Genomic DNA, 24,417 nt, shown 5'->3' with positions numbered 1-24,417 from the left:
TGCCGATAGGCTGAACGCATGACGCGAGCCGAGCAGCCAACGGCCCCCACCACGGATCCGGACGACGCCCTGGTGGCGGACTCCCGCGAGCGCGCCGTGCGCGCCCTGCTGCGCCATCCGCAGCTCAAGCGGTTGTGGAGCGCCCAGCTCGTGACCGGCATCGGGGACGCCCTCGCACTCCTGGTGCTGGTCGTCCTCGCCCTCCAGGCCGCGATCGCCGAGGGCTCCTTCGGCGGCGGCTACCGGGGCGTGGCGTTCGCGGTGGCGACGGTCTTCGGGGCGCGCATACTCGCGATGCTGCTCTTCGGCGCCGTGCTCCTCGGCCCGCTCACCTCGCTGACCTCCCAGGACGGCCCGCTGGACCGCCGCTGGACCATGGCCGTCGCCGACGGGCTGCGTGCCGCGCTGCTGATCGTGGCGCCCCTGTGGATCGACTGGACCTCGCAGAACGCGCTGGCCGTCCTCCTGGTCACCGCCTTCGTCACCGGGGTCGCCGAGCGCTTCTGGAGCGTGTGCCGGGAGAGCGCGGCCCCCGCGCTGCTGCCCGGCCCGCCCCCGGAGGGCGCGACGGTACGGCCGCTGCCGGACCACATGGACGCCCTGCGCCGGCTGTCGCTGCGTACGAGCTTCGTGGCGATCCCCCTCGCGGCCGCCGCCCTCGTTGTCGCCGCGCTGCTCAACAACCTGCTCGGCACCGGGATCGCATGGTTCGCCCAGCACCAGGCCGCCCTCGGTTCGTACGTGGCGGCCGGTCTGTTCGCCGCGTCCCTGTCCGTGCTGACCGCGCTGGAACTGCCCGACACCCGCACCCCGCGCGCGCGGTCCCCGCTCGAGGGCCTGCGCCGCCCGAGGACCGGCACCGGCCCGGACAAGGGGCGTACGGGGGCCGTTCCGCTGCTCGTGCCGGCCTGCGCCGCGGTCGCCGGCGCGATCGCCGCCGCCGTCGCCGTGTCCGTGCTGCAGGCCACCGACGTGGGTGGCGGCCCGGTGACGTACGGCCTGCTGGTGCTCGTTCTGACCGGCGGAGTCGTCGTCGGCATCCGTACGGCCCCTGCGGTGCTGCCCTCGCTCTCGCGTCGTCGGCTCCTCGCGCTGGCGATCGCCTTCACCGGGGTCGCGCTGCTCGCCGGAGGACTCGTCCCGGACGTCACGACCGTGCTGCTGATCCTCGCGCTGGCCGGGATCGGCGCGGGCGTGGCCGCGAACACCGGGCACACGCTGCTCGACCAGGAGTCCGAGGACTACCGCCGGGCGCGGACGACCGAGCATCTGCACGCGGTCGTGCGGGTCTTCGTGGCGCTCGGCGCGCTGATCGCGCCCGTCGTGGCCGCGCTGATCGGCCCGCACCGTCTCGAGAACGGCAAGTTCGTCTTCGCCCACGGCGGCGCCGCCTTCACGCTGATGCTGGTTGGCGCGCTGCTTCTGCCGGTGGCCGCGCTGGTGCTGGCCAAGGTCGACGACCGCTCCGGCGTGCCGCTGCGGCACGATCTGCGGGACGCGCTCCTCGGCGGTGACGACCCGGCGCAGGCGCCCGCGGCGAACGGTTTCTTCATCGCCCTGGAGGGCGGTGACGGCGCCGGCAAGTCCACCCAGGCCGAGGCTCTCGCCGAGTGGATCCGGGCCAAGGGCCACGAGGTGGTCCTCACACGCGAGCCGGGGGCCACTCCCGTGGGCAAGCGGCTGCGCTCGATCCTGCTGGACGTGTCGTCGGCGGGGCTGTCCCACCGCGCCGAGGCGCTGCTGTACGCCGCCGACCGCGCCGAGCACGTCGACACCGTCGTACGGCCCGCGCTGGAGCGGGGCGCGGTCGTGATCTCCGACCGTTACATCGACTCGTCCGTGGCCTACCAGGGGGCGGGCCGCGACCTGTCTCCGACCGAGATCGCCCGGATCAACCGCTGGGCGACCAACGGTCTCGTCCCGCATCTGACCGTCCTCCTGGACGTCGTCCCGGAGACCGCCCGCGAGCGGTTCACCGAGGCCCCGGATCGGCTGGAGTTGGAGCCCGCCGAGTTCCACGCACGCGTGCGGGCCGGTTTCCTCACGCTCGCCGCGTCCGACCCCGGCCGCTACCTGGTCGTGGACGCGGGCCAGGAGCCCGAGGCCGTCACGACCGTCATCCGGCACCGGCTCGACACCGTACTGCCGTTGTCCGAGGCCGAGGTGAAGGCCCAGGAGGATGCGCGCAAGGCGGCCGAGGAGGAGGCCCGCCGCAAGGCCGAGGAAGAGGCCGCCCGCAAGGCCGAGGAGGAGCGCCTGGAGCGCGAGCGCCAGGAGCAGCTCGCCAAGCTGCGCGCCGAGGAGGAGGAGCGCAAACGGCGCGAGCTGGAGGAGGCGCAGCGGCGCGAGGCCGAGCGGCAGGCGGAGGAGGCCCGGCAGCGGGCCGAGGAAGCACGCAGGCGTGCGGAGGAGGAGCGGGCCCGTCTCCTTGTGGAGGAAGAGGCCCGCGCCGCCGAGGAGGCGCAGCGCAGAGCCGAGGAGGACCGGCGGCGCAAGCAGGCCGAGGAGGAGGCCAGGCTGCGCGCCGAGGCCGAGGCGCGGCGCCTGGAGAAGCAGCGGAAGGCCGAGGAGGCGCTGCTGCGGGCCGAGGAGGCACGTCAGCAGGCAGCGCGTGCGGCGACCGCGGCCGACTCGGCGGCCCAGCGGCCGACGGCGCCTGCCGCGACGCCGGACGTGGAGACGACCGTGCCTACGCCGGTGGTGACGCCGGGGGGTTTCAGGTCCGGCGATGAGACGGCTGTGCTGCGGCCGGTGAGCGAGGAGCGGGACGGCGGTGGCCGTGGCGCCGCTTCGGAGTCCGCGTCCGATGCCACGGCGGAGCTGCCCCAGCCGCCGGCCCCGCAGGGCACCGCCGATGAGACGGCGGTGCTGCCGCCGGTGCCTTCCGGTGCCGGGGACGAGACCGCCGTGCTGCCTCCGGTCGCTGCGGGTGCGGCCGACGAGACGGCCGTACTGCCTCCCGTACGGGGTGACGATCCGGCGGACCGGATGCCGCAGGGCTTCTTCCGGGACGAGCGGGCGGCGGGCCCCGACGGCACCGAAGACCGCACACGCGAGCTGCCGCAGATCGGGGCCGACGGTACGGCCCGACGCCGGCCGCGCCCCGACTGGGCCGAGGAGACCCCGCTGGACGACCTGCCGACGCTGGCGGACGAACTGCTGGGCTCGTACGACGACGAGGACCCGGGCCGCCGGGGGCGTCGGGGCTGAAGCCGGCGTTCCGTCCGTGGCGTCGCACCGGTGACCCCCGTTGTCAGTGGGCACCCGCACAATGGGTTGCGGAACGTGACGTGTGACGGAAGGGCGGCGTGACCCATGACCGTGTGGGACGACCTCGTCGGACAGGAGCGGGTGAGCGAGCAGCTCGCCGCGGCTGCCCGTGACGCCGATGCCCTCGTCACCGCGGCAGCGGCCGACGCACCGCCGCCGGAGGCGTCGAAGATGACGCACGCGTGGCTGTTCACGGGCCCGCCCGGCGCCGGCCGGAACCAGACGGCGCGCGCTTTCGCCGCGGCCCTGCAGTGCGTGAGCCCCGACCGCGCCCTCGGCGGAGCCCCCGGCTGCGGCTTCTGCGACGGCTGCCACACGGCACTGATCGGCACCCACGCGGACGTCAACTCGATCGCCGCGGTCGGCGCCGTGATCCAGGTCGGTGACATGCGGGACACGGTGCGCAAGTCGTTCACGGCACCGGCGAACGGCCGCTGGCAGATCATCCTCGTCGAGGACGCCGAGCGGCTGAACGAGAGGTCCGCGAACGCCGTCCTCAAGGCCGTCGAGGAGCCCGCGCCCCGCACGGTCTGGCTCCTGTGCGCCCCCTCGCTGGAGGACGTGCTGCCCACCATCCGCTCCCGCTGCCGCCACCTCAGCCTGAGCACGCCGTCGGTCGCCGCCGTCACCGACATGCTCGTCCGTCGCGAGGGCATCGAACCGGACGTCGCGGCCGCCGTGGCCCGGGCCACCCAGGGCCACGTCGACCGGGCCCGTCGGCTGGCCACCGACCCGGCCGCCCGCGAGCGCCGCGCCTCCGTGCTGAAGCTGCCGCTGAGCCTCGACGACATCGGCGGCTGCCTCAGGGCCGCCCAGCAACTGGTCGACGCGGCCGCAGGGGACGCCAAACAACTCGGCGAGGAGATGGACGACAAGGAGACCGAGGAGCTGAAGGCGGCACTCGGCGCGGTCCAGGGCGGACGGCTGCCGCGCGGCACGGCGGGCGTGATGAACGACCTGGAGGCGATGCAGAAGCGGCGCAGAACGCGCACGCAGCGCGACAGCCTCGACGTGGCCCTCGGCGACCTCACCGGCTTCTACCGTGACGTCCTCGCCCTCCAGCTCGGCTCGCGCGTGGCGATCGCCAACGTCGACGCGGAGGACGCGCTGGAGCGGCTGGCACGCGGCACGTCCCCGGAGTCCACCCTGCGCCGCATAGAGGCGATCGCCGCCTGCCGCGAGGCCCTCGACCGCAACGTGGCGCCGCTGCTCGCGGTGGAGGCGATGACGATGGCACTGCGGGCGGGGTGACCGGCCGGGCGTGCGGACTCGCGGACCACGGGGTCAACGCTGGTTGACCAGGTCATCCATGCGAGCCATGGAACGCAACCAACGCATTCAGGTCATCGCGCAACGATACGCTCGATTGATGCACATCAGGCGAACCCCCCGCCGGCCCCGGACCACGGCCACCGCCCTCGCGGCCGCCGCCCTGCTCGTGTCGGCCTGCTCCTCCGGGCACTCGTCGACGACGGGCACCGGCACGGTCGAGGCGGCGCTGGCCGCGCTGCCTCGCTCGACCCCGTCCGCGCTCGCGCCGTACTACGACCAGAAGCTCACCTGGCGCGACTGCGGCGTCTCCGGCTTCCAGTGCGCCACGATGAAGGCTCCGCTGGACTACGCCGAGCCCGGCTCCGGCGACATCCGGCTCGCCGTCGCCCGCGTGAAGGCGACGGGCAAGGGCAAGCCGCTCGGTTCGCTCCTCGTGAACCCGGGCGGGCCGGGCGGTTCGGCGATCGCTTATGTCCAGCTGTACGCGGGCCTCGGCTACCCGGCGGAGGTCCGTGCCCGCTACGACATGGTCGCAATGGACCCGCGCGGTGTGGCCCGCAGCGAGCCGGTCGAGTGCCTCAACGGGCGGCAGATGGACGCATTCACGCAGACGGACGTCACCCCCGACGACCAGAAGGAGACGGACGCGCTCGTCGGGCAGTTCCGGAAGTTCGCGGAGGGCTGCGGCGCCCACTCGCCACGGCTGTTGCGCCATGTCTCCACCGTCGAGGCGGCCCGGGACATGGACATCCTGCGGGCGGTCCTGGGCGACAAGCAGCTGAACTACGTGGGGGCGTCGTACGGGTCGTTCCTCGGCGCGACGTACGCCGGCCTGTTCCCGGACCGCTCCGGCCGCCTCGTGCTGGACGGCGCGATGGACCCGTCCCTGCACGCCCGCGAGCTGAACCTGGAGCAGACGGCGGGCTTCGAGACGGCGTTCCAGGCCTTCGCGAAGGACTGTGTACGGCAGACCGACTGCCCCCTCGGCGGGAAAGGCACCACGCCGGCTCAGGTCGGCGACCACCTCAAGGCCTTCTTCACCAAGCTCGACGCGCACCCCGTCCCCGCCGGCGACGCCGACGGCCGCAAGCTCGGCGAGGCCCTCGCCACCACTGGGGTGATCGCCGCGATGTACGACCAGGCGGAGTGGCCGCAGCTGCGCGATGCCCTGAACTCGGCGATGAAGGAGAACGACGGTGCCGGCCTGCTCGCCCTCTCCGACAGCTACTACGAGCGCGGCGGCGACGGCCAGTACACCAACCTGATGTCCGCCAACGCCGCCGTGAACTGCCTGGACCTGCCGCCCGCCTTCAACACCCCGGACCAGGTCGAGAAGTCCCTGCCCGCGTTCGAGAAGGCGTCCCCGGTGTTCGGCAAGGGCCTCGTGTGGGCCTCCCTGAACTGCGCGTACTGGCCGGTGCGGCCCACGGGCGAACCGCACCGCATCGAGGCGAAGGGAGCGGCCCCGATCATCGTCGTCGGCACCACCCGCGACCCGGCGACGCCCTACCGCTGGGCCCAGTCCCTGTCCCGCCAGCTCTCCTCGGCCCGGCTCCTGACGTACGTCGGCGACGGCCACACGGCGTACGGTCGCGGCAGCACCTGCATCGACTCGACGATCGACACCTACCTCCTGAAAGGCACCCCACCGCCCGCCGGAAAACGCTGCTCCTAGCCCCCCGTCAGTCCTCCGGGGGTGTGGTCGGAGCACCCCCCGAAACTGTGTAGACTTACCGACGTTGCTGATCGCACCATAGTGCGGACAGCGCGCCGCCTTAGCTCAGATGGCCAGAGCAACGCACTCGTAATGCGTAGGTCTCGGGTTCGAATCCCGAAGGCGGCTCACCCTGAAACCCCAGGTTGGATTTGACTCCGACCTGGGGTTTTGTCGTTCAGGGGATGCGGCGGCGACGCCGGGAGCGGGCCCGTTCAGCCGGTCGAGTGACCAGCCAGGTTGAACGCCAAGCTCAGGCTTGGCCGTGCGCCTGCTGGGCGTGCTTGGGCAGAAGGCCCACCAGCAGCAGCGTCAGGAGGTTCAGGCCCGCGGTGATGCCGAAGACCAGTTCTGCGGCGGCTAGGTAGGAATGGACGGACGGGTGCCCGACCCGGGCGAAGAACACCGTGCCGAGGGCGGCGACGCCGATGGCGCCGGCGAACTGTTGGACGGCGTCGAGCAGGCCGGCGCCGGTGCCGACTTCTTCGGTGGTGGCATCGCCGATGATGAAATCGACCAGCGGGACGAACACCAGCCCGGAGCCGAAGCCGGTGAACAGCAGCGCGGGCGCCAGCTTCCAGACGGTGATGCCGGCGCCCCAGTGGGCGATGGACCACCACAGGGCCAACAGGCCGATGACGGCGATGGACAGCCCCAGGTGCAGGCTGGCGCGTCCCAACTTCTCGGCGAGCACGGCGCCTGCGAGCAGGACGGCGACGGCGGTGCCGAGGGCCCAGGGGATCAGTGCGAGGCCTGTGTGCAGCGGCGTCCAGTGCATGCCCTGCTGCAGCAGCAGGTTGACGACGAGGACGAACGCGCTGAGTGATGCGTAGAACCCGGCCACGATCACCAGGCCGACGACGAAGCTGCGCTTGCGGAACAGCGACGCTGTGACGACCGGGTGCTTGCTGTGCCGTTGGGAGAGGACGAACAGTGCGAGCAGGACGACTGCGGCGGCCACCATGACGTAGGTCCAGGCGGGCCAGCCGAGGTCGCGTCCCTGGATGAGCGGGATGATGAGCAGGGCCGAGGCCGCGGTGAGCAGGCCGACGCCGGTGAGGTCGAGGCGGGCGGCCGGGTCCTCCCCGCCGCGGCGGGGCAGGACACGCCGGCCGAGCACGGCGGCGATGATGCCGAACGGCACGTTGATCAGGAAGATGGAGCGCCACTGGCTGCCGAACAGGTCCAGGTGGAGCAGCCAGCCGGCCAGGATGGGCCCGGCCACCGTGGTCAGGCCCATCAGCGGGCCGACCGGGGTCAGTGCCTTGCGCAGGTGCTGGGGCGGGAACACGAAGCGCTGACGATGCGGCGCGTAGCCAGTGCGCTGGAGACGGGACCGTCGTCGCTCTACGCCCACGTGGTCAACAAAGAGGACCTGGACGAGTTGCTCATCGGCCGTCTGTGCGCCAAGATCAACCTGCCCGAGCCGGACCCCGCTGTCTGGCGGCAGCAGATCATCAGCGTCTGTACCCAGCTGCGCGACCAGTATCTGCGTTACCCGGGTATCTCCCACGCGGCCTTCGCCGCCGCTCCGTCCAATCTGGACACGCTGCGCGTCAGCGAGGGAATGCTCGCCATCCTGCTCGCCGGGGGCATCGCCCCGCAGGCTGCCGCCTGGGCGATCGACTCACTGTCGCTCTACGTCAACGCCTACAGTCTCGAGGTCTCCCTGGCGAACAGACGGCTCAGCCGCAGTGATGACAACTGGGTCGTCAGCCGCGACGAACTACTGCGCCGATTCGCCGCACTGCCCGATACCTTCCCCCACACCAAGCGCTACGCCGCCGAGCTCACCGCCGGAACCGTCCACGACCGCTTCGACTTCACCATCGGCCTGATGATTGACGGGCTTCCGGGTTCACGGCGAGATCCGTGAACAGGCCGGACTCCGCGCTTGCCGCACCGGCCGCCAAGCCGCCCCCTGAAGCCCCCAGGGCCGACTGAACGACAGCACCGAGAGTTCCGGTGGACGAGTGCTCAGCCTCGGTCTTCCGTGTGTCCGGTCACCGCTCGTTGTGCGAGCGGTGGGAAAATACTGCCCAAAACTGGAGTAAAAGGGCGGCAAAGTGAATCCGCGTCTGGGCGATCGGCGGATCTGAGGCAACATCTTGGTGAACGGTGGGCACCGCGTGCTCGGGGCGCGGGCGCCGCCGTCGGCCGGATGGGGTGAGGGACGTGGTGGAGCCGAGGATCGCCGTCGCCGTGGTGACCATGGGGAACCGGCCCGCCGAGGTCGACGCCCTGCTGGAGTCCGTGGCCAAGCAGGATCTCGCCCCCGACCGGATCGTGATCGTCGGCAACGGGTGCCGGCTGCCCGAGTTCGCGCGGCGGCTCTCCCTGCCCGGTGCGGTCACGACCGTCGACGTCGACGAGAACCTCGGCTGCCCCGGCGGCCGTAACGTCGCCCTCGCCCGGCTGCGGGAGTACGGCGACGTCGATGTCGTCGTCGAGCTGGACGACGACGGGCTGCTCGTCGACCCCGATGTGCTGCGGCGCGTACGGGACCTGTACGCCGCCGACCCGGGCCTCGGCATCGTCGGTTTCCGTATCGCCGACGAGAACGGCGAGACCCAGCAGCGGCACATCCCCCGCATCGGCAACTCCGATCCGCTGCGCGGCGGTTACGTCACCGCCTTTCTCGGCGGCGGACACGCCCTGAGCATGGCCATGCTCGCGCAGACCGGGGACTGGCCCGCCGAGTTCTTCTTCGCGCACGAGGAGACGGATCTGGCGTGGCGGGCCGCGGACGCCGGGTGGAAGATCCGCTACGCGCCCGAACTGCTGCTCCAGCACCCCAAGACCTCGCCCGCCCGGCACGCCATCTACTACCGGGTGACCGCCCGCAACCGCGTCTGGCTGGTCCGCCGCCGGCTGCCGCTCGCGCTGATCCCGGCCCACCTCGGAGTGTGGACGCTCCTTACCCTCGTACGCACCCGGTCGCTGGGCGGCCTGCGTGCCTGGTTCGGCGGGTTCGTGGAAGGCATGCGCCAGTCCGCCGGTGAGCGGCGGCCCATGCGCTGGCGCACGGTGTGGCGGCTGACCCGGCTCGGGCGCCCGCCGGTCATCTGAGGCACGGGTCGGCCCGAGGCCCCGGACGGAAGGGACGAGGATCCCGGTCGTTCACCTCCGCCGAACGGGATCCTCTCCTGTCCCCGGATCCGGCCTGCGGCGTCACTCCCCCGAGTTGCGCGGCGTGCGCGCGCGCCGTGGGGCCGGATCCGATGTATGGATCACATCAGGGCCCGCCAACGGATCGCTAACATGTGGTCAACGTGATCCCCGAGGTCGCGGACCAGTTGGCGTGAAGTCGACGGGAGGGGACCCGAGCAGGCCGGAACTGCAGCGGATTGCGGCCCCTGTCGGTAGTCGGCTGATGGCGGGAATCCGTTGTGGACAGGGCGGAAATCCGCCACAGGACGGCGGGCGCCCGCCCGCCGTGGAGCGTGGTCGCGGGCGGCGGCGCGGGAAGGCAGTGGGTTGTGTGATGCGGTGGTGCGGTCTGCGGTTCGGGCTGCTCGGACCGCCCGTTCTGTACGACCGGCCGCCGTACGGGATTTCGTACGACACCTCCAGTGATCCCAGCTTGGACCACGCCTCCCGCGACCCCAGTTCGTACGACGCCTCCCTCGACCCCAGTCCGCTCGCGTTCCGGACGATCGGGAGTCCCAAGGTGCGGGCGCTGTTCGCCGCCCTGCTTCTCGAGGCCGGCCGGGTCGTCCCGGTCGAGTCGCTCAAGGACGCGCTGTGGGGCGGGGGGCCGCCGGCGTCCGCGCAGGCCTCGCTGCACAACCACGTCACGCGGCTGCGCCGGCTCCTCGACGACCCGGAGCGGCTCAGGGCCGTGGCCCCCGGGTATCTGCTGCGGGTCGACGACGGCGAGCTCGACGTGCACGTGTTCGATTCCCAGGTCGCCGAGGCGCGCGCCGCGCACGCCCGCGGCGACTGGGCCGGCGTTCTGCGTGCCTGTGCGGCGGCGCACGCGCTGTGGCGCGGCACCCCGCTGAGCGGGCTCCCCGCCGACTTCGGCGGATACGCCTTCGTGCAGCGCCTGGAGGAGGCGCGGCTGCTTCTGTTCGAGTGGCGGTACGACGCCGAGCTGGCCCTCGGCGGGACACGGCTCGCCGGTCTCGTACCGGAGCTGGCGGCCCTGGTCGCCGCGTATCCGCTGCGCGAGGCGTACCACCGCCAGCTGATGCTCGCCCTCCACCGCACCGGCCGCCAGGCCGAGGCCCTGGCCGTCCACCGCGACCTGCGCTCCCGCCTGATCGACGAACTCGGCATCGAGCCGGGCCCCGCGGTGAGCGAGGCCCACCTCGAGGTGCTGCGAGGAGCGGACAGCCGTGCCGCAACGACCCCGGGCGACGGGGGAGCGGCGCCGCACGAGCCGGCCCCGGGCGCACGACCCGCAGCCGCCGACGGCGAGAACGCCCCACCTGAGCCACCCGCGACCACCCCCGCCCAACTCCCCCCATCTCCCGCTTACTTCACCGGCCGAGCCGCCGAACTCCGTGACCTGCAGCGGACCCTCGTCGCCCTGCGGAGCCCCACCGTCGCGGTCATCACCGGCATGGCGGGCGTGGGCAAGAGTGCCCTCGCTCTGCACGCGGCACATGAACTGCGGGAACGTTTCCCCGACGGTCAGCTCTACGTCAACCTGCACGGCGCCACCCCCGGCATGTCCCCCCTCGTCCCCGCCCAGGCGCTCGCCGCCCTGCTTCGCGACCTGGGCGCCGACCCGCGCGGCATCCCCGAACACCCCGACGCGGCAGCCGCGTTGCTGCGCTCCCTGCTCGCGCCGACCCGCACGCTGATGGTGCTGGACGACGCCGCGCACGCCGCCCAGGTACGGCCGCTGCTGCCGGCCGGCGCCGGATGCGCCGTGATCGTCACCAGCCGTTCGCCGCTGACCGCGCTCGACGGGGCCCGCCGCTTTCCGCTCGGCCCCCTGACCGGTGAGGACAGCGCGGCACTGCTGCGCGCGGTGAGCGGGCGCGCTGGGCTCGACGCCGGGCACCCGCTCGTCGAACTCACCGGTCGGCTGCCGCTCGCCCTGCGAGTGGTCGCCGCCCGGCTCGCGGCCCGCCGCGCCCTCACCCCGGACGTGCTGGCCGGTCAACTGGCTGCCACCGGTGGCAGGTTGCGGCACTTGGAGTACGACGACCTCAGCGTCCGCCGCTCCCTGGCCGTCGCCCATGACGCGCTCGCCGCCGCCGACTGCGAGGCCGACCGGGACGCGGCCCTGGCCCTGCGCGGCATCGGCGCGCTCGACCTCCCCACCTACGGCGCGCCCCTGATGGCCCGGCTCACCGGCACCGACGTGCGCCGCGCCGAGACCGCCCTCGACCGGTTGGTCGACGTGGCCCTCCTGGAGGAGACGACATACGGCCGCTACGCCCCCCACGACCTGGTCCGCGACTTCGCCCGCGAACTGGCCGACGCCGACCCCGCAAACGGCATCACCGGGCCCGCCCGCACCGAAGCCGCCGCAAGCCCCGCGCCCCACGGCACCGAAGCCGACATCGCCCCCGTGCCCCACGGCTCCGCGAGCGACCCCACCGGCTCCAACGCCAGCCCCGTGCCTCACGGCTCCGCGACCGACCCCACCGGCTCCAACGCCAGCCCCGTGCCCCATGGCTCCGCGACCGACCCCACCGGCTCCAACGCCGACCCCGCGCCCCACCGCACCAGAGCCACCTCCACCCCGGCCGCCGCCCCCACCCCCGACCTAACCGCCCTCCGCTGGTACGCCGCCGTATCCGAGCGCGCCCTCACCGCCATGGTCGAACCGGGCCTGGACCAGGACGACCGCCGCCAACCGACCGCCGCCCAGCCACCGGAACGCGAGACCGACGTAGCCGAACTCCCCTCCTTCCGCTGCCCCGAGCAAGCCTTCGCCTGGGGGGACGCGGAGTTGGAGAACATCCTCGCGCTGGTGGAGCGCAACGCCGACGCGCCCGACGATAGGCGGGTCGCCTACGTCTCCACCCTCGTCCGCCTCCTCTTCCCGTACCTCCAGCGCAGCGGCCGGGTGGCCGAGATGGAGGTGCTCGGCCGGGCCGCCCTCGGCGCGGCGCGGCGGCTGGGTGACGAGGCGGCCGAGGCGTACGCGCTGGGCGATCTCGCCCGGATGCACTTCCTCGGCGGCCGTCAGAGCGACGCCCTCGCCCTCAACGACCAGGCGCTGGCCCTCTGGCGGCGGCTCGGCGTCGTCTCCTGGATCCGGCGCTGCCTCAACAACCGGGGGCTGCTGCTCGAAGGACTCGGCCGGTACGCCGAGTCCGAGGCGGCGCTGCGCCAAAGCCTGGAGTACTCACGGCAGTTGAACGACCTCTACGGCGAGGCCGTCACCCACAGCCATCTGGGCAACCTGTACGAGCACACCGACGCCCGGGCCGCGATCGAGCAGCACCGGCGCTCGCTCGCCATCGGGGACGAGATCGGCGCCGTGATCGTGCGGCACTCGGCGCACTGCAACATCGGCTACGCCCATCTCACCCTCGGCGAACCGGGCGCCGCCGCACAGCACTTCGAGGAGAGCCTGAACATCCTGGGCGCCCACGGCGACTGGCACGGCGAGTCCCAGACCCGGCTCGGGCTCGTCCGCGCGCTGCGGCAGTTGGGGCACACCGAACGCGCCGGCCGTGAGTGCGCGGAACTGCTGAGCCGTGCGGATGTCCGCGCCGACCGTTACATGGGCGGTCTCGCCCGCCACCAGCACGGTCTCCTGCTGCGCGAGCGCGGTCGTGAGGCGGAGGCGTACGACGTCTGGCGCACGGCACTCACGGCACTCGACGGCACGGACGAGACCGAGGTCGTCGCCGAACTGACGGAGCTCCTCTCCACGGCCCGCTCGTCCGTCACCGGCTGAACGACCGCCGGTCGCGGCTCACTTCGCGTCGGCATAGCACTCCACCACCGCTGTCGTGAACGGGAAACGCACCGGCGTCTGACCGAACGTCAGCCGACCCGCCAGGTCGGCCGCCTCCCGGATCGCGGCCACGATCGTGTCGGCCTCCTCCTTCGGACAGTGGACGATCACCTCGTCGTGCTGGAAGAAGACCAGCTCGGCCGCCGTCTCCGCGCAGGTCCGCCGCAGTGCCGCGAGCATCAGCAGGGCCCAGTCCGCGGCGCTGCCCTGGACGACGAAGTTGCGGGCGAAGCGGCCGCGGGCACGGGCGTTGGTGGAGGCGTATCCCGGCACCCAGCCGTCGACCGACGACGGCTCGCCCCCGTCGTCCTGCGGAAGGCCCGCCTCCTCCGCCGCGTCGTCGCCCGCCCCGGCCGCAGGCGGACACGTCCGCCCCAGCCAGGTTCGCACCAGCCGCCCCTCCTCACCGGCCCGCGCCGCCTCGTCGACGTACGCCACCGCCTTGGGGAAGCGGCGTCTGAGCGCAGCGAGGTTCTTCAGGCCGTCGCCGGAGGTCTGCCCGTAGACCGCGCCGAGCACGGCGAGCTTGGCCTGCGCGCGGTCGCCGGAGAAGGCGTGGTCGGAGACGGACTGGTACAGGTCGCTCTCGCGGCCGGCCACCTCCATCAGACCCGGGTCGCGGGAGATCGCCGCCAGGACGCGCGGCTCCATCTGGTCGGCGTCGGCCACCACCAGCCGCCAGCCGGGGTCGGCGACCACGGCTCGCCGGATCACCTTGGGTATCTGCAGCGCGCCCCCGCCATTGGTCACCCAGCGCCCGGTGACCGTCCCGCCCGCGAGGAACTCCGGCCGGAACCGCCCTTCCCGCACCCAGTCCTGCAGCCAGGACCAGCCGTGGGCCACCCAGATCCGGTACAGCTTCTTGTACTCGAGCAGCGGCTTCACCGCCGGGTGGTCGATGGACTCGATCTCCCAGCGGCGGGTGGACTTCACCTTGATCCCGGCCTGCGCGAAGGCCTTGACCACGTCGGCCGGCAGATCGGGCCGCACCCGCCGCCCGAACGCGGCCGACACCTCGTCCGCCAGCTCGGCGAGGCGACGCGGCTCGCCGCCGCCCGCATACCGCTCGCCCAGCAGTTCGCGCAGCACCTCGCGGTGCACGTCCGCGCTCCAGGGCAGTCCCGCGTGGTTCATCTCGGCGGCCACCAGCATCCCGGCCGACTCGGCGGCCGTCAGCAGCCGCATCCGGTCCGGGTGCGCGGTCCGGTCGTGTCGCCGCAACTGCTCGGCGTAGACCGCGATCAGGTCGTCCAGCGGCAGCCGGGCGGTCTGCGGCTCGAACAGCGGGGACTGCGCGCCCGGTTCGGCGGCACGCAGCGGTGGATCGGGTGGTACGGGACCACCACGCAGCCGGGCCAGGGCGGCGGCGGCCGAGCGTGGTTCGCCGTACCGCCCCTCGTGGCCCAGCAGGAGTGTCTCGGCGTCCTCGACGTCGTAGCACCGCTCCACTCGCACCCCCGTGGCGAGCAGACGGGGATAGATCTCGGGGGTCGACCGCCACACCCATCGCGTCACCTCCGGACGGTCCCGCACCGCTGCGGCGAGATCGGGCTCCCGCCGCACCGGCGCGACGGGCAGCCCGTCCGGGCCGAGGGGGGCGACGTCCACGCCACCGTCCTCGGCTGGAGCGAGCGCCCACCGGTCGGTCATGCTCGCGAGTCTGGCACGCGGGTCTGACAACGAGCTCTGACGCGTAAATACGAACCGGCGTGGGCAAAACCGCAGGTAGCTGACCTCGCCTCCTACGTTGCCACCCCGCGGCGCGGTGTTGATCAAGGGCTACGGGGCGTTCGTCGTGCCCATTTACCCGCCCCACGGCGGGCGGCGAAGCCGCCCTGGGTCGCTGACCTGCGCTTTCACTCCTCCGACAGGCCCGGGTGACCTGGCAGGCCCGGCTCACCCAACTGCCGCCGCTGCTCGACCAGGTCCTTCAGGGTCTGTGCGACGTACCGCTCGGTCTCGGTCTTGCCGATGCCGAGGCCGCTCAGCACGCCCTCGCCGTTCTCGTGCTCCAGCAGGGCCAGCAGGATGTGCTCGGTGCCGATGTAGTTGTGGCCGAGGCGGAGCGCCTCGCGGAAGGTGAGTTCCAGGACCTTCTTGGCGTCCGGGCCGTACGGCACGAGCTCGGGCGCGTCCTCGGCGGCCGGCGGAAGTGCGGCGGTCGCGGCCGCCTCGACGGCCTCCGGGGAGACGCCCTGTGCGGTGATCGCCTTCGCGGCGAGGCCCTCCGGTTCCGCGAGCAGGCCGAGGACGAGGTGCTCGGGCAGGCCCTCGGTGGCGCGAGCGGCCCTCGCCCGGCTGTGCGCGGCCACGACCACGCTGCGGGCGCGGTCGGTGTAGCGGCTGAAGCCCTGGTTCGGGTCGAGGTCGACCGACTCCTTCGGCACGAAGCGCTTCTGCGCCGCCTGCCGGGTGACGCCCATGCTCTTGCCGATCTCGGTCCAGGACGCGCCCGAGCGCCGCGCCTGGTCGACGAAGTGGCCGATGAGGTGGTCGGCCACGTCGCCCAGGTGGTCGGCGGCGATCACCGCGTCCTGGAGTTGGTCGAGGGGTTCCGGGTGGACCTTCTTGATGGCCGCGATGAGGTCGTCGAGACGGATGGACACCGGGCCGCCGGGTTGTGTCGTCATGTGTCAACCGTAGGTTGACAGCCCCGACGCGTCAACCAGAAGTTGACAGTTGGTCCGCCCTACCTCGACGCCGCCGCCAGCTGTACCGCCGGCCCCGCGAACACCGTCCCGCTGAAGTAGTCGAGCCCCCGCGCCACCCGGCGGCTGCGCCGCAGCAGCGCGGCGAGCCTGCCGGAGAGCAGCCCGAGACGTTGAAGAGGATCACCTCGGGGTTGAGCAGATTCGCGACCGCTCCCCGCCAGAAGGCCCGCCGCATCCGCGTCGACCGCCGGCCCGTCACCGCTGCGGAACGCCTTGTATTCCAGGTACAGCAGATAGGCCGCGCTCGCCCAGCGCAGCACGTGGTAGAGCGTCGGCAGCGTCAGGAACAGCGCGGACAGCCCGAGTGCCGCGGCGACCGGGTGCGCGAGCCGGGAAGCTTTTCCACAGGGTGTGGACGGGCGCGGCCGCCTGTCGGTGGCGCATGGCACGATCGACGGGTGAGCAGCAGTACGACCAGCGCCGTGGAGCGAGCCTTTCAGGCCGCCCTGTACGACGACACGGATTCCGGCCTCGACACGGGCGCGTCCCTCCTCGCGGCCGACCCAGGCGCGGACGCGGAACTAGCGCGCCGGGGTGCGGAGTTCGTGGCGGCGGCCTGGCGGCGCGGCTGGCAGCCCGCCGACGTCGTACGGCTCGTGCGGCGCGAGCTGGACGACGTACATGTGCGCCTGGCGGCGGAGCTGATCCGCGCGCAGGCGCCGGACGACCGTCCCCGTGGCCGCCGCTGGACCGATCAGCTCGACGCCCTGCCGGCCGCTCCCGCGCGCGCGGCCGACCGCTTCACGCACGCGGGTGCCGTCCTGGAGCTGTACCGGCTGCTGCTGCGCCTGCCCTCCCTCGAACCCCTCGACGAACCCCGGCGGGAGCACCGGCCCGCCGCCTCCCGCATGCTCACCCGCATCCGCGCCCTGCTCGCCAAGGCGGAGGCGACCGGATTTCCGGAGGAGGCGGAGGCGCTGAGCGCCAAGGCGCAGGAGCTGATGGCCCGGCACAGCATCGACGAGGCGCTGCTCGCTGCCGAGGCGCCCGCGCCGGACGCGCCCGGCGCCTGCCGGATCGGGGTCGAGCCGCCGTACGAGCAGGCCAAGGCGGTGCTCCTGGACGCGGTCGCCACGGCGAACCACTGTCGTGCGGTGTGGAACGAGGCGCTCGCCTTCTCCACGGTCGTCGGTTTCGAGGCCGACCTGGAGGCGGTCGAGCTCCTCTACACCTCGCTCCTCGTGCAGGCCACGCACGCGATGACGAAGGCGGAGGCGGCCCAGAGAGCGGGCGGGCGCAAGCGGACCAAGACCTTCCGGCAGTCCTTCCTCGCGGCTTACGCCCACCGCGTCGGCGACCGGCTCGCGGCCGCCGCCGAGACCCAGGTGACCCAGGACCTGCTCCCGGTCCTGGCCACCCGCGAAATAGCCGTCACCGGCCGCATGGAGCGGATGTTCCCGCAGACCACCACGACCCGTCTGCGCGGGGTGAGCGACGAAGCGGGCTGGACGGAGGGCGCCCGCGCGGCGGACCGGGCCCAGGTCAGAGCCCGCCCACGGCTCGAGTGAGACCGGGACTCAGTCGCCGGCCTGCTGGTAGGCGCTGACGGAGGCATTCGGGGAGTCGGCGCCGCCCTTGACCGCGAGTGGGCCGTACGACCACGGGAAGCTCTGCGTGGCGCCACCGCCCAGGGCGACCTCGACGGTCTTGGCCTCGATGCTCGACCCGCCGCCCGCCTCGCCACGCACATAGCTGATGGTGAAGGACGCCGAGTCGCCCTTGGTGAGCTTCAGCTTCTGTGCCTTCGCGCCCTCCAGCGCCGGTACGGAGACCGTGGTGCCGTCCGCCTTCAAGCGCACGGCGGCGAAGCCGGACAGCGTGCAGGGCGCGCTCTGGTTGGTGATGCTGACGGGCACCTCGCCCGTGTCGCCGGCGGCCGGGGCCACACTCGCGGACCCGATCTGTACGGACACGTCGCCCACCTTGCAGGCCGAGCTGTCCTTGCCCTTGGCGCTGTTGCCGCCGTCGTTGCAGGCGGTCAGGAGGAGGGCGGCGGCGACGGCGGTGACGGTGAGCGGAATGGCGCGCATGTGTGGGTCCCTGTCGAGGTCGTGACGGTGTCCCAGCATCATCACGCCTCACCCCGACGCCCGCTCGCGCGCCCCTCCGGTTACGACCCGACGCGCACCCGGGTTACGACCCGAGGCAGACCCCGGTCACGACCCGAGGCTCGCCGTGGGCAGCCCCGACGGCAGTTGCCCGCCCTCGGCCTTGGTGTAGGTCTCCGTGCCGAGCTTGCCGGACCAGGTCACCTTCATCGTGGTCCTGTCGATGGAGTCGACCATCCCGGTGGCCCGGTCCTTGCTGCCGTCGGTGCAGGTCAGATGGATCATTTGCATGCCGGCCTCCTTGCCCGCGGCCCCGTTGCACACGGACCCGCCGGTCGCGAAGAGCCCGGCCTGCTTGTCGGTGATCACCAGCGCCACGGCCTTGCCGTCGGTCGTGGCGAGCCAGCTGCCCTGCAGCGCGTCGGACGTGGCGGTCGTGCCGCCCGTGCCCGCGGTCGAGGCCGCCGAGCCGCTCGGAGCGGGCGAGGAGTCGTCCTTGGAGTCACCGCCGCCGCTGCACGCGGTCAGCGCGACCACGCCCGCAAGTCCCGCGGCCACGGCCGCGATCCGCGTCCTCGTCACCCTCGTACTCGCCGAAGTCACTGGAAGCCCCCAAGCTCTAGCCGGTCGGCCGCCCGTCTGCCGGAACGACCGCAGCAAGCTACCAGGGACCCACCAGCAGGACGTGTGTACGCCGGGCAGGGATCCGGTGTGTGCCTTGACCGGGCTTCACAGTTAGGAGATTCCCCAAGTTTGACGCGTAGGGAATCTCCTACCTATTCTCGTCCCCATGACCATCACTCACGCCTCCTTCGTCACACTCCCCGTCACCGACCAGGACCGCGCCCTGCGCTTCTACACGGACGTGCTCGGCTTCGAGGTCACCGCCGACCTGGACCTGCCCCAGGGGCGGTGGCTCCAGGTCGCACCCAAGGGTGCGCAGACCGTGTTCACGCTCTCCGGCCCGGGCATGGGTGATTTCGAGCCGGGCTCGACCCGGGGGATCATGTTGGTGACGACCGATGTCGACGCCGACTGTGCGCGCCTCGCCGAGGCGGGTACCGCCGTGCAGGGCCCGGACGAGCTCCCGTGGGGCCGGATGGCCTCCTTCCGGGACCCGGACGGCAACGGTCTGATGCTGCTCACGGAGGCGCAGCGGTAGGCGACAGGAAGCAGGGGCGCATGACCACGACCGGGGCCCGCGCGGCCGAGGAGGACCTCGTCTTCGCCGCGCTCGCCAACGCCATCCGGCGCGAGGTGCTGCGGCTGCTGCGCGAGGAGGGGCCGCAGCCCGTCCAGGCCCTGGCCGACCACTTCGACATACGCCGCCCCAGCCTCTCGGAACACCTCAAGGTGCTCCGGGAGGCCGGCCTCGTCTCCGAGCAGCGCTCCGGCCGACAGCGCATCTACCGCCTGGAGGCGGCCCCGTTCGCCGACCTGCAGGACTGGCTCCATCCGTACGAGCGATTCTGGCGCGACCGCCTGAAGGGCCTCGGCGCGCTGCTCGACCGCATGCCCGACGATGGCCGCACATGAACGACGAGCCCCAACTCCCCGTGGAACCCGACGCCGACGACCTCACCACCGTCCGCGTCGACCAGTACCTCCCCCACCCGCCCGCCAAGGTCTGGCGCGCCCTCACCGAGCCCGATCTGCTCGTGCAGTGGCAGATGCAGGGCTCGGAGGACTTCCGCCTCGAAGTCGGGCACCGGTACCGGATGACCTCCCTCCCGCGTCCCAATTCCCGCTTCTCCGGCGCCGTCGACGTGCAGGTTCTCGCCTACGACGTGCAGCGGATGCTGTCCGTCCGGTGGTCGGATGCGGATCCGGACAATCCCGCGGACTGGACCATCACGTGGACACTGGAACAGGAAGGGCGCGGTACGCGTCTGTTCCTAGTACACGAGGGGTTCGATCCGGACGACCCCGCACAGATGATGGCGCGGAAGATCATGGACGGGGGCTGGCGCTCGCATGTCCTGCGAGCTCTGGGGCACACGCTGGAGCGGCTTCGGTAAAAGAGTCGCCAAAGCTGTAACCGGAGGACCACCCCGCGTGCACGTGCATCTGCCCATGCATCTGCACGTGAACAAGGTTATGATCCGGATCAGTTGACTACAGCATCCATGGCCACATCAGCCAGTGCACCACCGGGGAGCGACCTGTGGACCGCGACGTTGACGGCGTGTACGTGTACAACGGCATGGCTGCCACGCAGCTGGACGGAGTGGCCTGGCAGAAGAGCAGGCACAGCAATTCACAGGGATCCTGCGTCGAGTTCGCCCGCCTCCCGGGCGGCGACGTGGCCGTGCGCAACTCGCGCTTCCCGGACGGTCCCGCACTCGTCTACACGCGCGCGGAGATCGAGGCGATGCTCCTCGGCGTCAAGGACGGCGAGTTCGACCACCTCATAGCGGGCTGACCGCGCACCGAGCCGATCACGAACCAAAGGGAACGCGCGTAGACACGCGGCATCGAAAGATGCCGCGTGTCGTCAGTCCACCGACTCGAGCCGGAACAACGCCCAGACCACCTTGCCGCCCAGAGTGCCCGCGAGCGGATGCCACCCCCAGCTGTCGCTGAACGAGTCCACGAGGAACAGCCCGCGCCCCGACTCCGCCGAGTAGTCCTCGGAGTCGCGGGGCACCGGCGTCTCGTGGCTCGGGTCGCGCACCGCGCACACCAGCCGCTCGGTCCAGCGCATCAGGTGCAGCCGCACGGCCGGGGACTGGTCCGCCGTAGTGCCGGCGTCGCCCGGGAGCGCGTGCCGCAGGGCGTTGGTGACCAGTTCGGAGACGACCAGGCAGATGTCGTCGAAGCGGTCGCCGACGTCCCACTGGTCCAGCGTTCTGCGGGTGAACAGCCGGGCCTCGCGCACCGCTTCGTAGCGGGCGGGGAGGGCACAGGAGGCGGCGTTGGACACGGCCGCGGGATCCAGCGGCGGAAGGCCCTGCCGTAACGGCTCGAGCATGGTCGATCCATTCGTCCCCATGCGAGGCACTCCCGGGAATTCGCGGTCGTTGCGATGCAGCGGTGGCGCGGGACCATGGTTTCGGATGCGCACAGCAGATGCAAGGGCAGATGCACGTGCACGAGACCGAATTGAGCCCTCCCGTACCACTTGTTGGCCATTTTTTCCGCCAACCTCTTGCACTTGGCTCACCTAGGTCTTGCTTCTTCCTGCGCGTAAACTTTGGCGTCTTTCCGTTTCCGTAACCGGACGAGTACTGCTCGAAGTGTTTTAGTGGCAGACTGCGGGCCCTGAAGACGGTTGGGGAGGCTGGCGAACGTGAGCGCGGGAGAGCCTGGATCGGTGGTGCGACGCATGCTGCTCGGCTCGCAACTCAGGCGGCTGCGTGAGTCGCGCGGCATCACGCGCGAGTCTGCGGGGTACTCGATCCGTGCCTCGGAGTCGAAGATCAGCCGCATGGAGTTGGGCCGGGTGAGCTTCAAGACACGGGACGTAGAAGACCTGTTGACGCTGTACGGAATCATGGACGACATGGAGCGTGAGTCGCTGCTGTCACTGGCCCGGGAGGCCAACGTGACCGGCTGGTGGCACAGCTATTCCGACGTGCTGCCCAGCTGGTTCCCCACCTATGTGGGCCTGGAGGGCGCCGCCTCGCTGATCCGGGCGTACGAGGTGCAGTTCGTGCACGGCCTGCTCCAGACGGAGGAGTACGCCCGCGCGGTCGTCCGGCGCGGGATGAAGGGCGCGAGTGTGGCCGACGTCGAGCGGCGTGTGGCCCTGCGCCTGGAGCGGCAGAAGTACGTGGTCTCCGAGAACGCCCCCGACGTCCACATCGTCCTGGACGAGGCCGCGCTGCGCCGGCCGTACGGCGACCGCGAGGTGATGCGCGGCCAGTACCAGCATCTGATCGAGTTCTCCGAGCGGCCCAATGTACGGCTGCAGATCATGCCGTTCAGCCTCGGCGGCCACTCCGGCGAGAGCGGCGCCTTCACCATCCTCAGCTTCCCGGAGTCCGATCTGTCCGACGTCGTGTATCTGGAGCAGCTCACCAGTGCGCTGTATCTGGACAAACACGAGGACGTCGCCCAGTACGAACAGGCCCTCAAGGAGCTCCAGCAGGACAGCCCCGGTCCGGACGAGAGCCGTGACCTGCTGCGCGGGCTGTTGCAGCTGTCGTAGGGAATACCCTCGATCCCCGCCCGATCCCCGTCGCGATGACCCAACTCACATGATCCGCACGTAGGATGACGCGTGATCAGCGAGTGGATAGTTGAGAAGAAGTGATCGGAAGTTGATCGCACTCCGACTGCTTCGACCGCATCGGCAGCAGGGGATCGAGGGATCACATGTCGTCCTACTTCACCGACCTGGCCAAGCAGTACATCGACGGTGAGTGGCGCCCGGGCACCGGCTCCTGGGACATCATCAACTTCAATCCGTACGACGGCGAGAAGCTGGCCTCGATCACCATAGCCGCGGTCGACGAGGTGGATCAGGCCTACCAGGCGGCCGCCCGTGCCCAGAAGGAATGGGCCGCGACCAACTCCTACGCCCGCCGCGTCGTTTTCGAGAAGGCGCTGCGCCTCGTCGAGGAGCGCGAGAAGGAGATCACCGAGGTCATCATCGCGGAGCTCGGCGGCACTCACCTCAAGGCCGGCTTCGAACTGCACCTCGCCAAGGAGTTCCTGCGCGAGTCGATCCATCTGGCGCTGCGCCCCGAGGGCAGGATCATCCCCTCGCCGATCGACGGCAAGGAGAACCGCCTCTACCGCGTCCCGGTCGGCGTCGTCGGCGTGATCAGCCCTTTCAACTTCCCCTTCCTGCTCTCGCTGAAGTCCGTCGCCCCGGCGCTCGCCCTCGGCAACGGCGTGGTCCTCAAGCCGCACCAGAACACCCCGATCACCGGTGGCACGCTGATCGCGAAGATCTTCGAGGACGCGGGGCTGCCCAAGGGTCTCCTCAACGTCGTCGTCACGGACATCGCCGAGATCGGCGACGCCTTCATCGAGCACCCGGTGCCCAAGGTCATCTCCTTCACCGGCTCCGACAAGGTCGGCCGGCACGTCGCCACGGTCTGCGCCGCGCAGTTCAAGCGCTCGGTCCTCGAACTGGGCGGCAACAGCGCGATCGTGGTCCTCGACGACGCCGACCTCGACTACGCGGTCGACGCGGCCGTCTTCAGCCGGTACGTCCATCAGGGCCAGGTCTGCATGGCCGCGAACCGGGTGCTCGTCGACCGCTCGATCGCGGACGAGTTCACGGAGAAGTTCGTCGCCAAGGTGAGTTCGCTCAAGGTCGGCGACCCGAGCGACCCGCAGACCGTCATCGGCCCGGTGATCAACACGGCCCAGGCGAACGCCGTTTCCGGCGTCGTCGAGCAGGCCATCGCCGAGGGTGCCACGGCGCTGCTGCACGGCAGCACCACGGACAACCTGGTCGAGCCGTCGGTCCTCACGGACGTCCCCGCCGACTCCGCCCTGCTCCGCCAGGAGGTCTTCGGTCCTGTCGCCTTCCTTATCCCGTTCGACGGCGAACAGGATGCCCTGCGGATCGTCAACGACACCCCGTACGGCCTGAGCGGCGCCGTGCACACGGGCGACATCGAGCGGGGCGTGGCCTTCGCCAAGCAGGTCGACACCGGCATGTTCCACGTGAACGACGGCACCGTCCACGACGAGCCGCTCGTCCCCTTCGGCGGCGAGAAGAACTCCGGGATCGGCCGCCTGAACGGCGAGACGACCCTGGAGGCCTTCACCACCCAGAAGTGGATCTCGGTGCAGCACGGGCGGAGCCAGTTCCCCTTCTAGAAGTTTCCGGGCCGACTCGCGGGCCCTTGCGGACCGAACCTGACCGCAAGGGCCCGTAGCTTCGTCGGTGTCGAGGGAAAGCCCCCGACTCCGACGAAAGGCGGCGGTCATGGTCACTCACGTGCGAGCAGAGGCGCAGGGCGACGAGCGCGGGGCGCTGATCTCCTTCCTCGCCGAACAGCGCGGCGGCATCCGCCGGGCGCTGCTGGGGCTGACGGAGGAGCAGGCCGCGAGCCGTCCCAGCGCCAGCGAGTTGTCCCTGGGCGGGCTGGTCAAGCACGTCGCCGAGGTCGAGCAGGGCTGGGTGGCCCGCGCCAAGCAGGAGCCGCCGGCGGTCAAGCGGGACGAGTCGAACTGGCACGAGTGCTTCGCCCTGGCCGACGGCGAGACCGCGGCCGGGCAACTGGCGTACTGGGAGAAGGTGGCGGCGGAAACGGAGGAGTTCATCCGCGCCGTCCCCAGCCTGGACGACTCCTTCCCGCTCCCCAACGACCCGTGGTTCCCGCCGGACGAGGCCGTCTCCATGCGCTGGCTGATGCTCCACCTCATCCGCGAGACGGCCCGCCACGCCGGCCACGCCGACATCATCCGCGAGTCCCTGGACGGCAGGACGGCCTTCGAGCTGGTGGCGGAGGAGCAGGGGACGTCCTGGGGCTGATGCCCCTCGCATACACCGAAGAAGGCACGCACCGAAGA

The 24,417-nt window shown here is 71.6% G+C and carries 20 protein-coding genes, 1 tRNA gene and 1 pseudogene; 15 read left to right on the top strand and 7 right to left on the bottom strand.

The genetic code is table 11. From position 1 onward, the window contains the following. Window positions 1-18: 18 nt before the first annotated feature. The 4 genes from tmk (at window position 19) to ACFYXB_RS04545 (ending at window position 6,385) form a co-directional block, all read left to right on the top strand. Window positions 19-3,210 carry a dTMP kinase gene (gene tmk, locus ACFYXB_RS04560; protein WP_389577628.1) on the top strand — a complete coding sequence of 1,064 codons (3,192 nt, stop codon included), beginning with the start codon at window positions 19-21 and terminating at the stop codon, window positions 3,208-3,210. Window positions 3,211-3,315: 105 nt separating this feature from the next. After that, on the top strand, window positions 3,316-4,521 hold the full coding sequence (locus ACFYXB_RS04555) for a DNA polymerase III subunit delta' (protein WP_351355145.1): 1,206 nt from the start codon (window positions 3,316-3,318) through the stop codon (window positions 4,519-4,521). 118 nt (window positions 4,522-4,639) lie between these two features. Next, entirely contained in the window at window positions 4,640-6,217 is a 1,578-nt protein-coding gene (locus ACFYXB_RS04550; protein WP_389577625.1) for an alpha/beta hydrolase, read from the top strand. Between the two features lie 94 nt (window positions 6,218-6,311). Next, window positions 6,312-6,385 (top strand) — tRNA-Thr (locus tag ACFYXB_RS04545). A gap of 124 nt (window positions 6,386-6,509) precedes the next feature. Here ACFYXB_RS04545 and ACFYXB_RS04540 read toward each other — a convergent pair. Then, entirely contained in the window at window positions 6,510-7,547 is a 1,038-nt protein-coding gene (locus tag ACFYXB_RS04540) for an MFS transporter (protein WP_389577622.1), read from the bottom strand. A gap of 12 nt (window positions 7,548-7,559) precedes the next feature. Between ACFYXB_RS04540 and ACFYXB_RS04535 the strand changes: the two genes are divergently transcribed. The 3 genes from ACFYXB_RS04535 (at window position 7,560) to ACFYXB_RS04525 (ending at window position 13,124) form a co-directional block, all read left to right on the top strand. Beyond that, the gene (locus tag ACFYXB_RS04535) at window positions 7,560-8,132 is read left to right on the top strand and encodes a TetR/AcrR family transcriptional regulator C-terminal domain-containing protein (RefSeq protein WP_389577619.1); all 573 of its coding nucleotides are present in this window, start codon (window positions 7,560-7,562) and stop codon (window positions 8,130-8,132) included. Window positions 8,133-8,431: 299 nt separating this feature from the next. After that, window positions 8,432-9,325: a glycosyltransferase family 2 protein gene (locus tag ACFYXB_RS04530; RefSeq protein WP_389577616.1), complete on the top strand. Its 894-nt coding sequence runs from the start codon at window positions 8,432-8,434 to the stop codon at window positions 9,323-9,325. A gap of 415 nt (window positions 9,326-9,740) precedes the next feature. Continuing rightward, window positions 9,741-13,124 carry a BTAD domain-containing putative transcriptional regulator gene (locus tag ACFYXB_RS04525; RefSeq protein ID WP_389577614.1) on the top strand — a complete coding sequence of 1,128 codons (3,384 nt, stop codon included), beginning with the start codon at window positions 9,741-9,743 and terminating at the stop codon, window positions 13,122-13,124. An 18-nt stretch (window positions 13,125-13,142) separates the two neighbouring features. Here ACFYXB_RS04525 and ACFYXB_RS04520 read toward each other — a convergent pair whose 3' ends face one another. The 3 genes and pseudogenes from ACFYXB_RS04520 to ACFYXB_RS04510 form a co-directional block, all read right to left on the bottom strand. Beyond that, window positions 13,143-14,834, bottom strand: coding sequence for a bifunctional 3'-5' exonuclease/DNA polymerase (locus ACFYXB_RS04520; RefSeq protein WP_389577611.1), 1,692 nt, complete (start codon window positions 14,832-14,834; stop codon window positions 13,143-13,145). A 206-nt stretch (window positions 14,835-15,040) separates the two neighbouring features. Next, window positions 15,041-15,814 (bottom strand): Clp protease N-terminal domain-containing protein, encoded by a 774-nt coding sequence (locus tag ACFYXB_RS04515; RefSeq protein ID WP_351349987.1) that lies wholly within the window; start codon window positions 15,812-15,814, stop codon window positions 15,041-15,043. Window positions 15,815-15,873: 59 nt separating this feature from the next. Then, window positions 15,874-16,224: pseudogene (locus tag ACFYXB_RS04510) on the bottom strand (LysE family translocator); the annotation flags it as partial. Between the two features lie 69 nt (window positions 16,225-16,293). On the opposite strand from ACFYXB_RS04510, the gene ACFYXB_RS04505 reads away from it, so the two are divergent. After that, on the top strand, window positions 16,294-17,403 hold the full coding sequence (locus ACFYXB_RS04505; protein WP_389577607.1) for a DUF2786 domain-containing protein: 1,110 nt from the start codon (window positions 16,294-16,296) through the stop codon (window positions 17,401-17,403). A 9-nt stretch (window positions 17,404-17,412) separates the two neighbouring features. On the opposite strand, the gene ACFYXB_RS04500 is transcribed toward ACFYXB_RS04505, so the two are convergent. Both ACFYXB_RS04500 and ACFYXB_RS04495 read right to left on the bottom strand, forming a co-directional pair. Beyond that, the gene (locus ACFYXB_RS04500) at window positions 17,413-17,925 is read right to left on the bottom strand and encodes a DUF4232 domain-containing protein (protein WP_389577604.1); all 513 of its coding nucleotides are present in this window, start codon (window positions 17,923-17,925) and stop codon (window positions 17,413-17,415) included. Window positions 17,926-18,051: 126 nt separating this feature from the next. After that, window positions 18,052-18,501 (bottom strand): hypothetical protein, encoded by a 450-nt coding sequence (locus ACFYXB_RS04495; protein WP_389577602.1) that lies wholly within the window; start codon window positions 18,499-18,501, stop codon window positions 18,052-18,054. Between the two features lie 232 nt (window positions 18,502-18,733). On the opposite strand from ACFYXB_RS04495, the gene ACFYXB_RS04490 reads away from it, so the two are divergent. From ACFYXB_RS04490 to ACFYXB_RS04475, 4 genes are all read left to right on the top strand, one after another. Then, window positions 18,734-19,105 carry a VOC family protein gene (locus ACFYXB_RS04490; RefSeq protein WP_351349995.1) on the top strand — a complete coding sequence of 124 codons (372 nt, stop codon included), beginning with the start codon at window positions 18,734-18,736 and terminating at the stop codon, window positions 19,103-19,105. A gap of 20 nt (window positions 19,106-19,125) precedes the next feature. Continuing rightward, window positions 19,126-19,479: an ArsR/SmtB family transcription factor gene (locus ACFYXB_RS04485; protein ID WP_389577599.1), complete on the top strand. Its 354-nt coding sequence runs from the start codon at window positions 19,126-19,128 to the stop codon at window positions 19,477-19,479. Further along, window positions 19,476-19,961 (top strand): SRPBCC domain-containing protein, encoded by a 486-nt coding sequence (locus ACFYXB_RS04480; RefSeq protein ID WP_389577597.1) that lies wholly within the window; start codon window positions 19,476-19,478, stop codon window positions 19,959-19,961. The genes ACFYXB_RS04485 and ACFYXB_RS04480 overlap by 4 nt, the downstream gene beginning before the upstream one ends. Before the next feature lie 146 nt (window positions 19,962-20,107). Continuing rightward, window positions 20,108-20,365, top strand: a complete 258-nt coding sequence (locus tag ACFYXB_RS04475; RefSeq protein WP_351350001.1) for a DUF397 domain-containing protein — start codon at window positions 20,108-20,110, stop codon at window positions 20,363-20,365. Window positions 20,366-20,437: 72 nt separating this feature from the next. Here the strand turns inward: ACFYXB_RS04475 and ACFYXB_RS04470 are convergent, their stop codons facing one another. Continuing rightward, complete coding sequence (locus tag ACFYXB_RS04470) at window positions 20,438-20,914, bottom strand: ATP-binding protein (RefSeq protein ID WP_389577594.1); 477 nt, start codon at window positions 20,912-20,914, stop codon at window positions 20,438-20,440. A 354-nt stretch (window positions 20,915-21,268) separates the two neighbouring features. Between ACFYXB_RS04470 and ACFYXB_RS04465 the strand changes: the two genes are divergently transcribed. The 3 genes from ACFYXB_RS04465 (at window position 21,269) to ACFYXB_RS04455 (ending at window position 24,379) form a co-directional block, all read left to right on the top strand. Next, on the top strand, window positions 21,269-22,093 hold the full coding sequence (locus ACFYXB_RS04465; RefSeq protein ID WP_389578629.1) for a helix-turn-helix domain-containing protein: 825 nt from the start codon (window positions 21,269-21,271) through the stop codon (window positions 22,091-22,093). A 167-nt stretch (window positions 22,094-22,260) separates the two neighbouring features. Beyond that, the gene (locus tag ACFYXB_RS04460) at window positions 22,261-23,721 is read left to right on the top strand and encodes an aldehyde dehydrogenase family protein (protein ID WP_389577592.1); all 1,461 of its coding nucleotides are present in this window, start codon (window positions 22,261-22,263) and stop codon (window positions 23,719-23,721) included. A 109-nt stretch (window positions 23,722-23,830) separates the two neighbouring features. After that, window positions 23,831-24,379, top strand: coding sequence for a DinB family protein (locus ACFYXB_RS04455; protein ID WP_351350007.1), 549 nt, complete (start codon window positions 23,831-23,833; stop codon window positions 24,377-24,379). The last annotated feature ends 38 nt before the right edge of the window (window positions 24,380-24,417 follow it).

This window comes from Streptomyces sp. NPDC002619, assembly GCF_042889305.1.
Lineage (GTDB): Bacteria > Actinomycetota > Actinomycetes > Streptomycetales > Streptomycetaceae > Streptomyces.
Note: the sequence above shows the minus strand (reverse complement) of the source record. Positions and strands in the feature narration are given on the sequence as shown.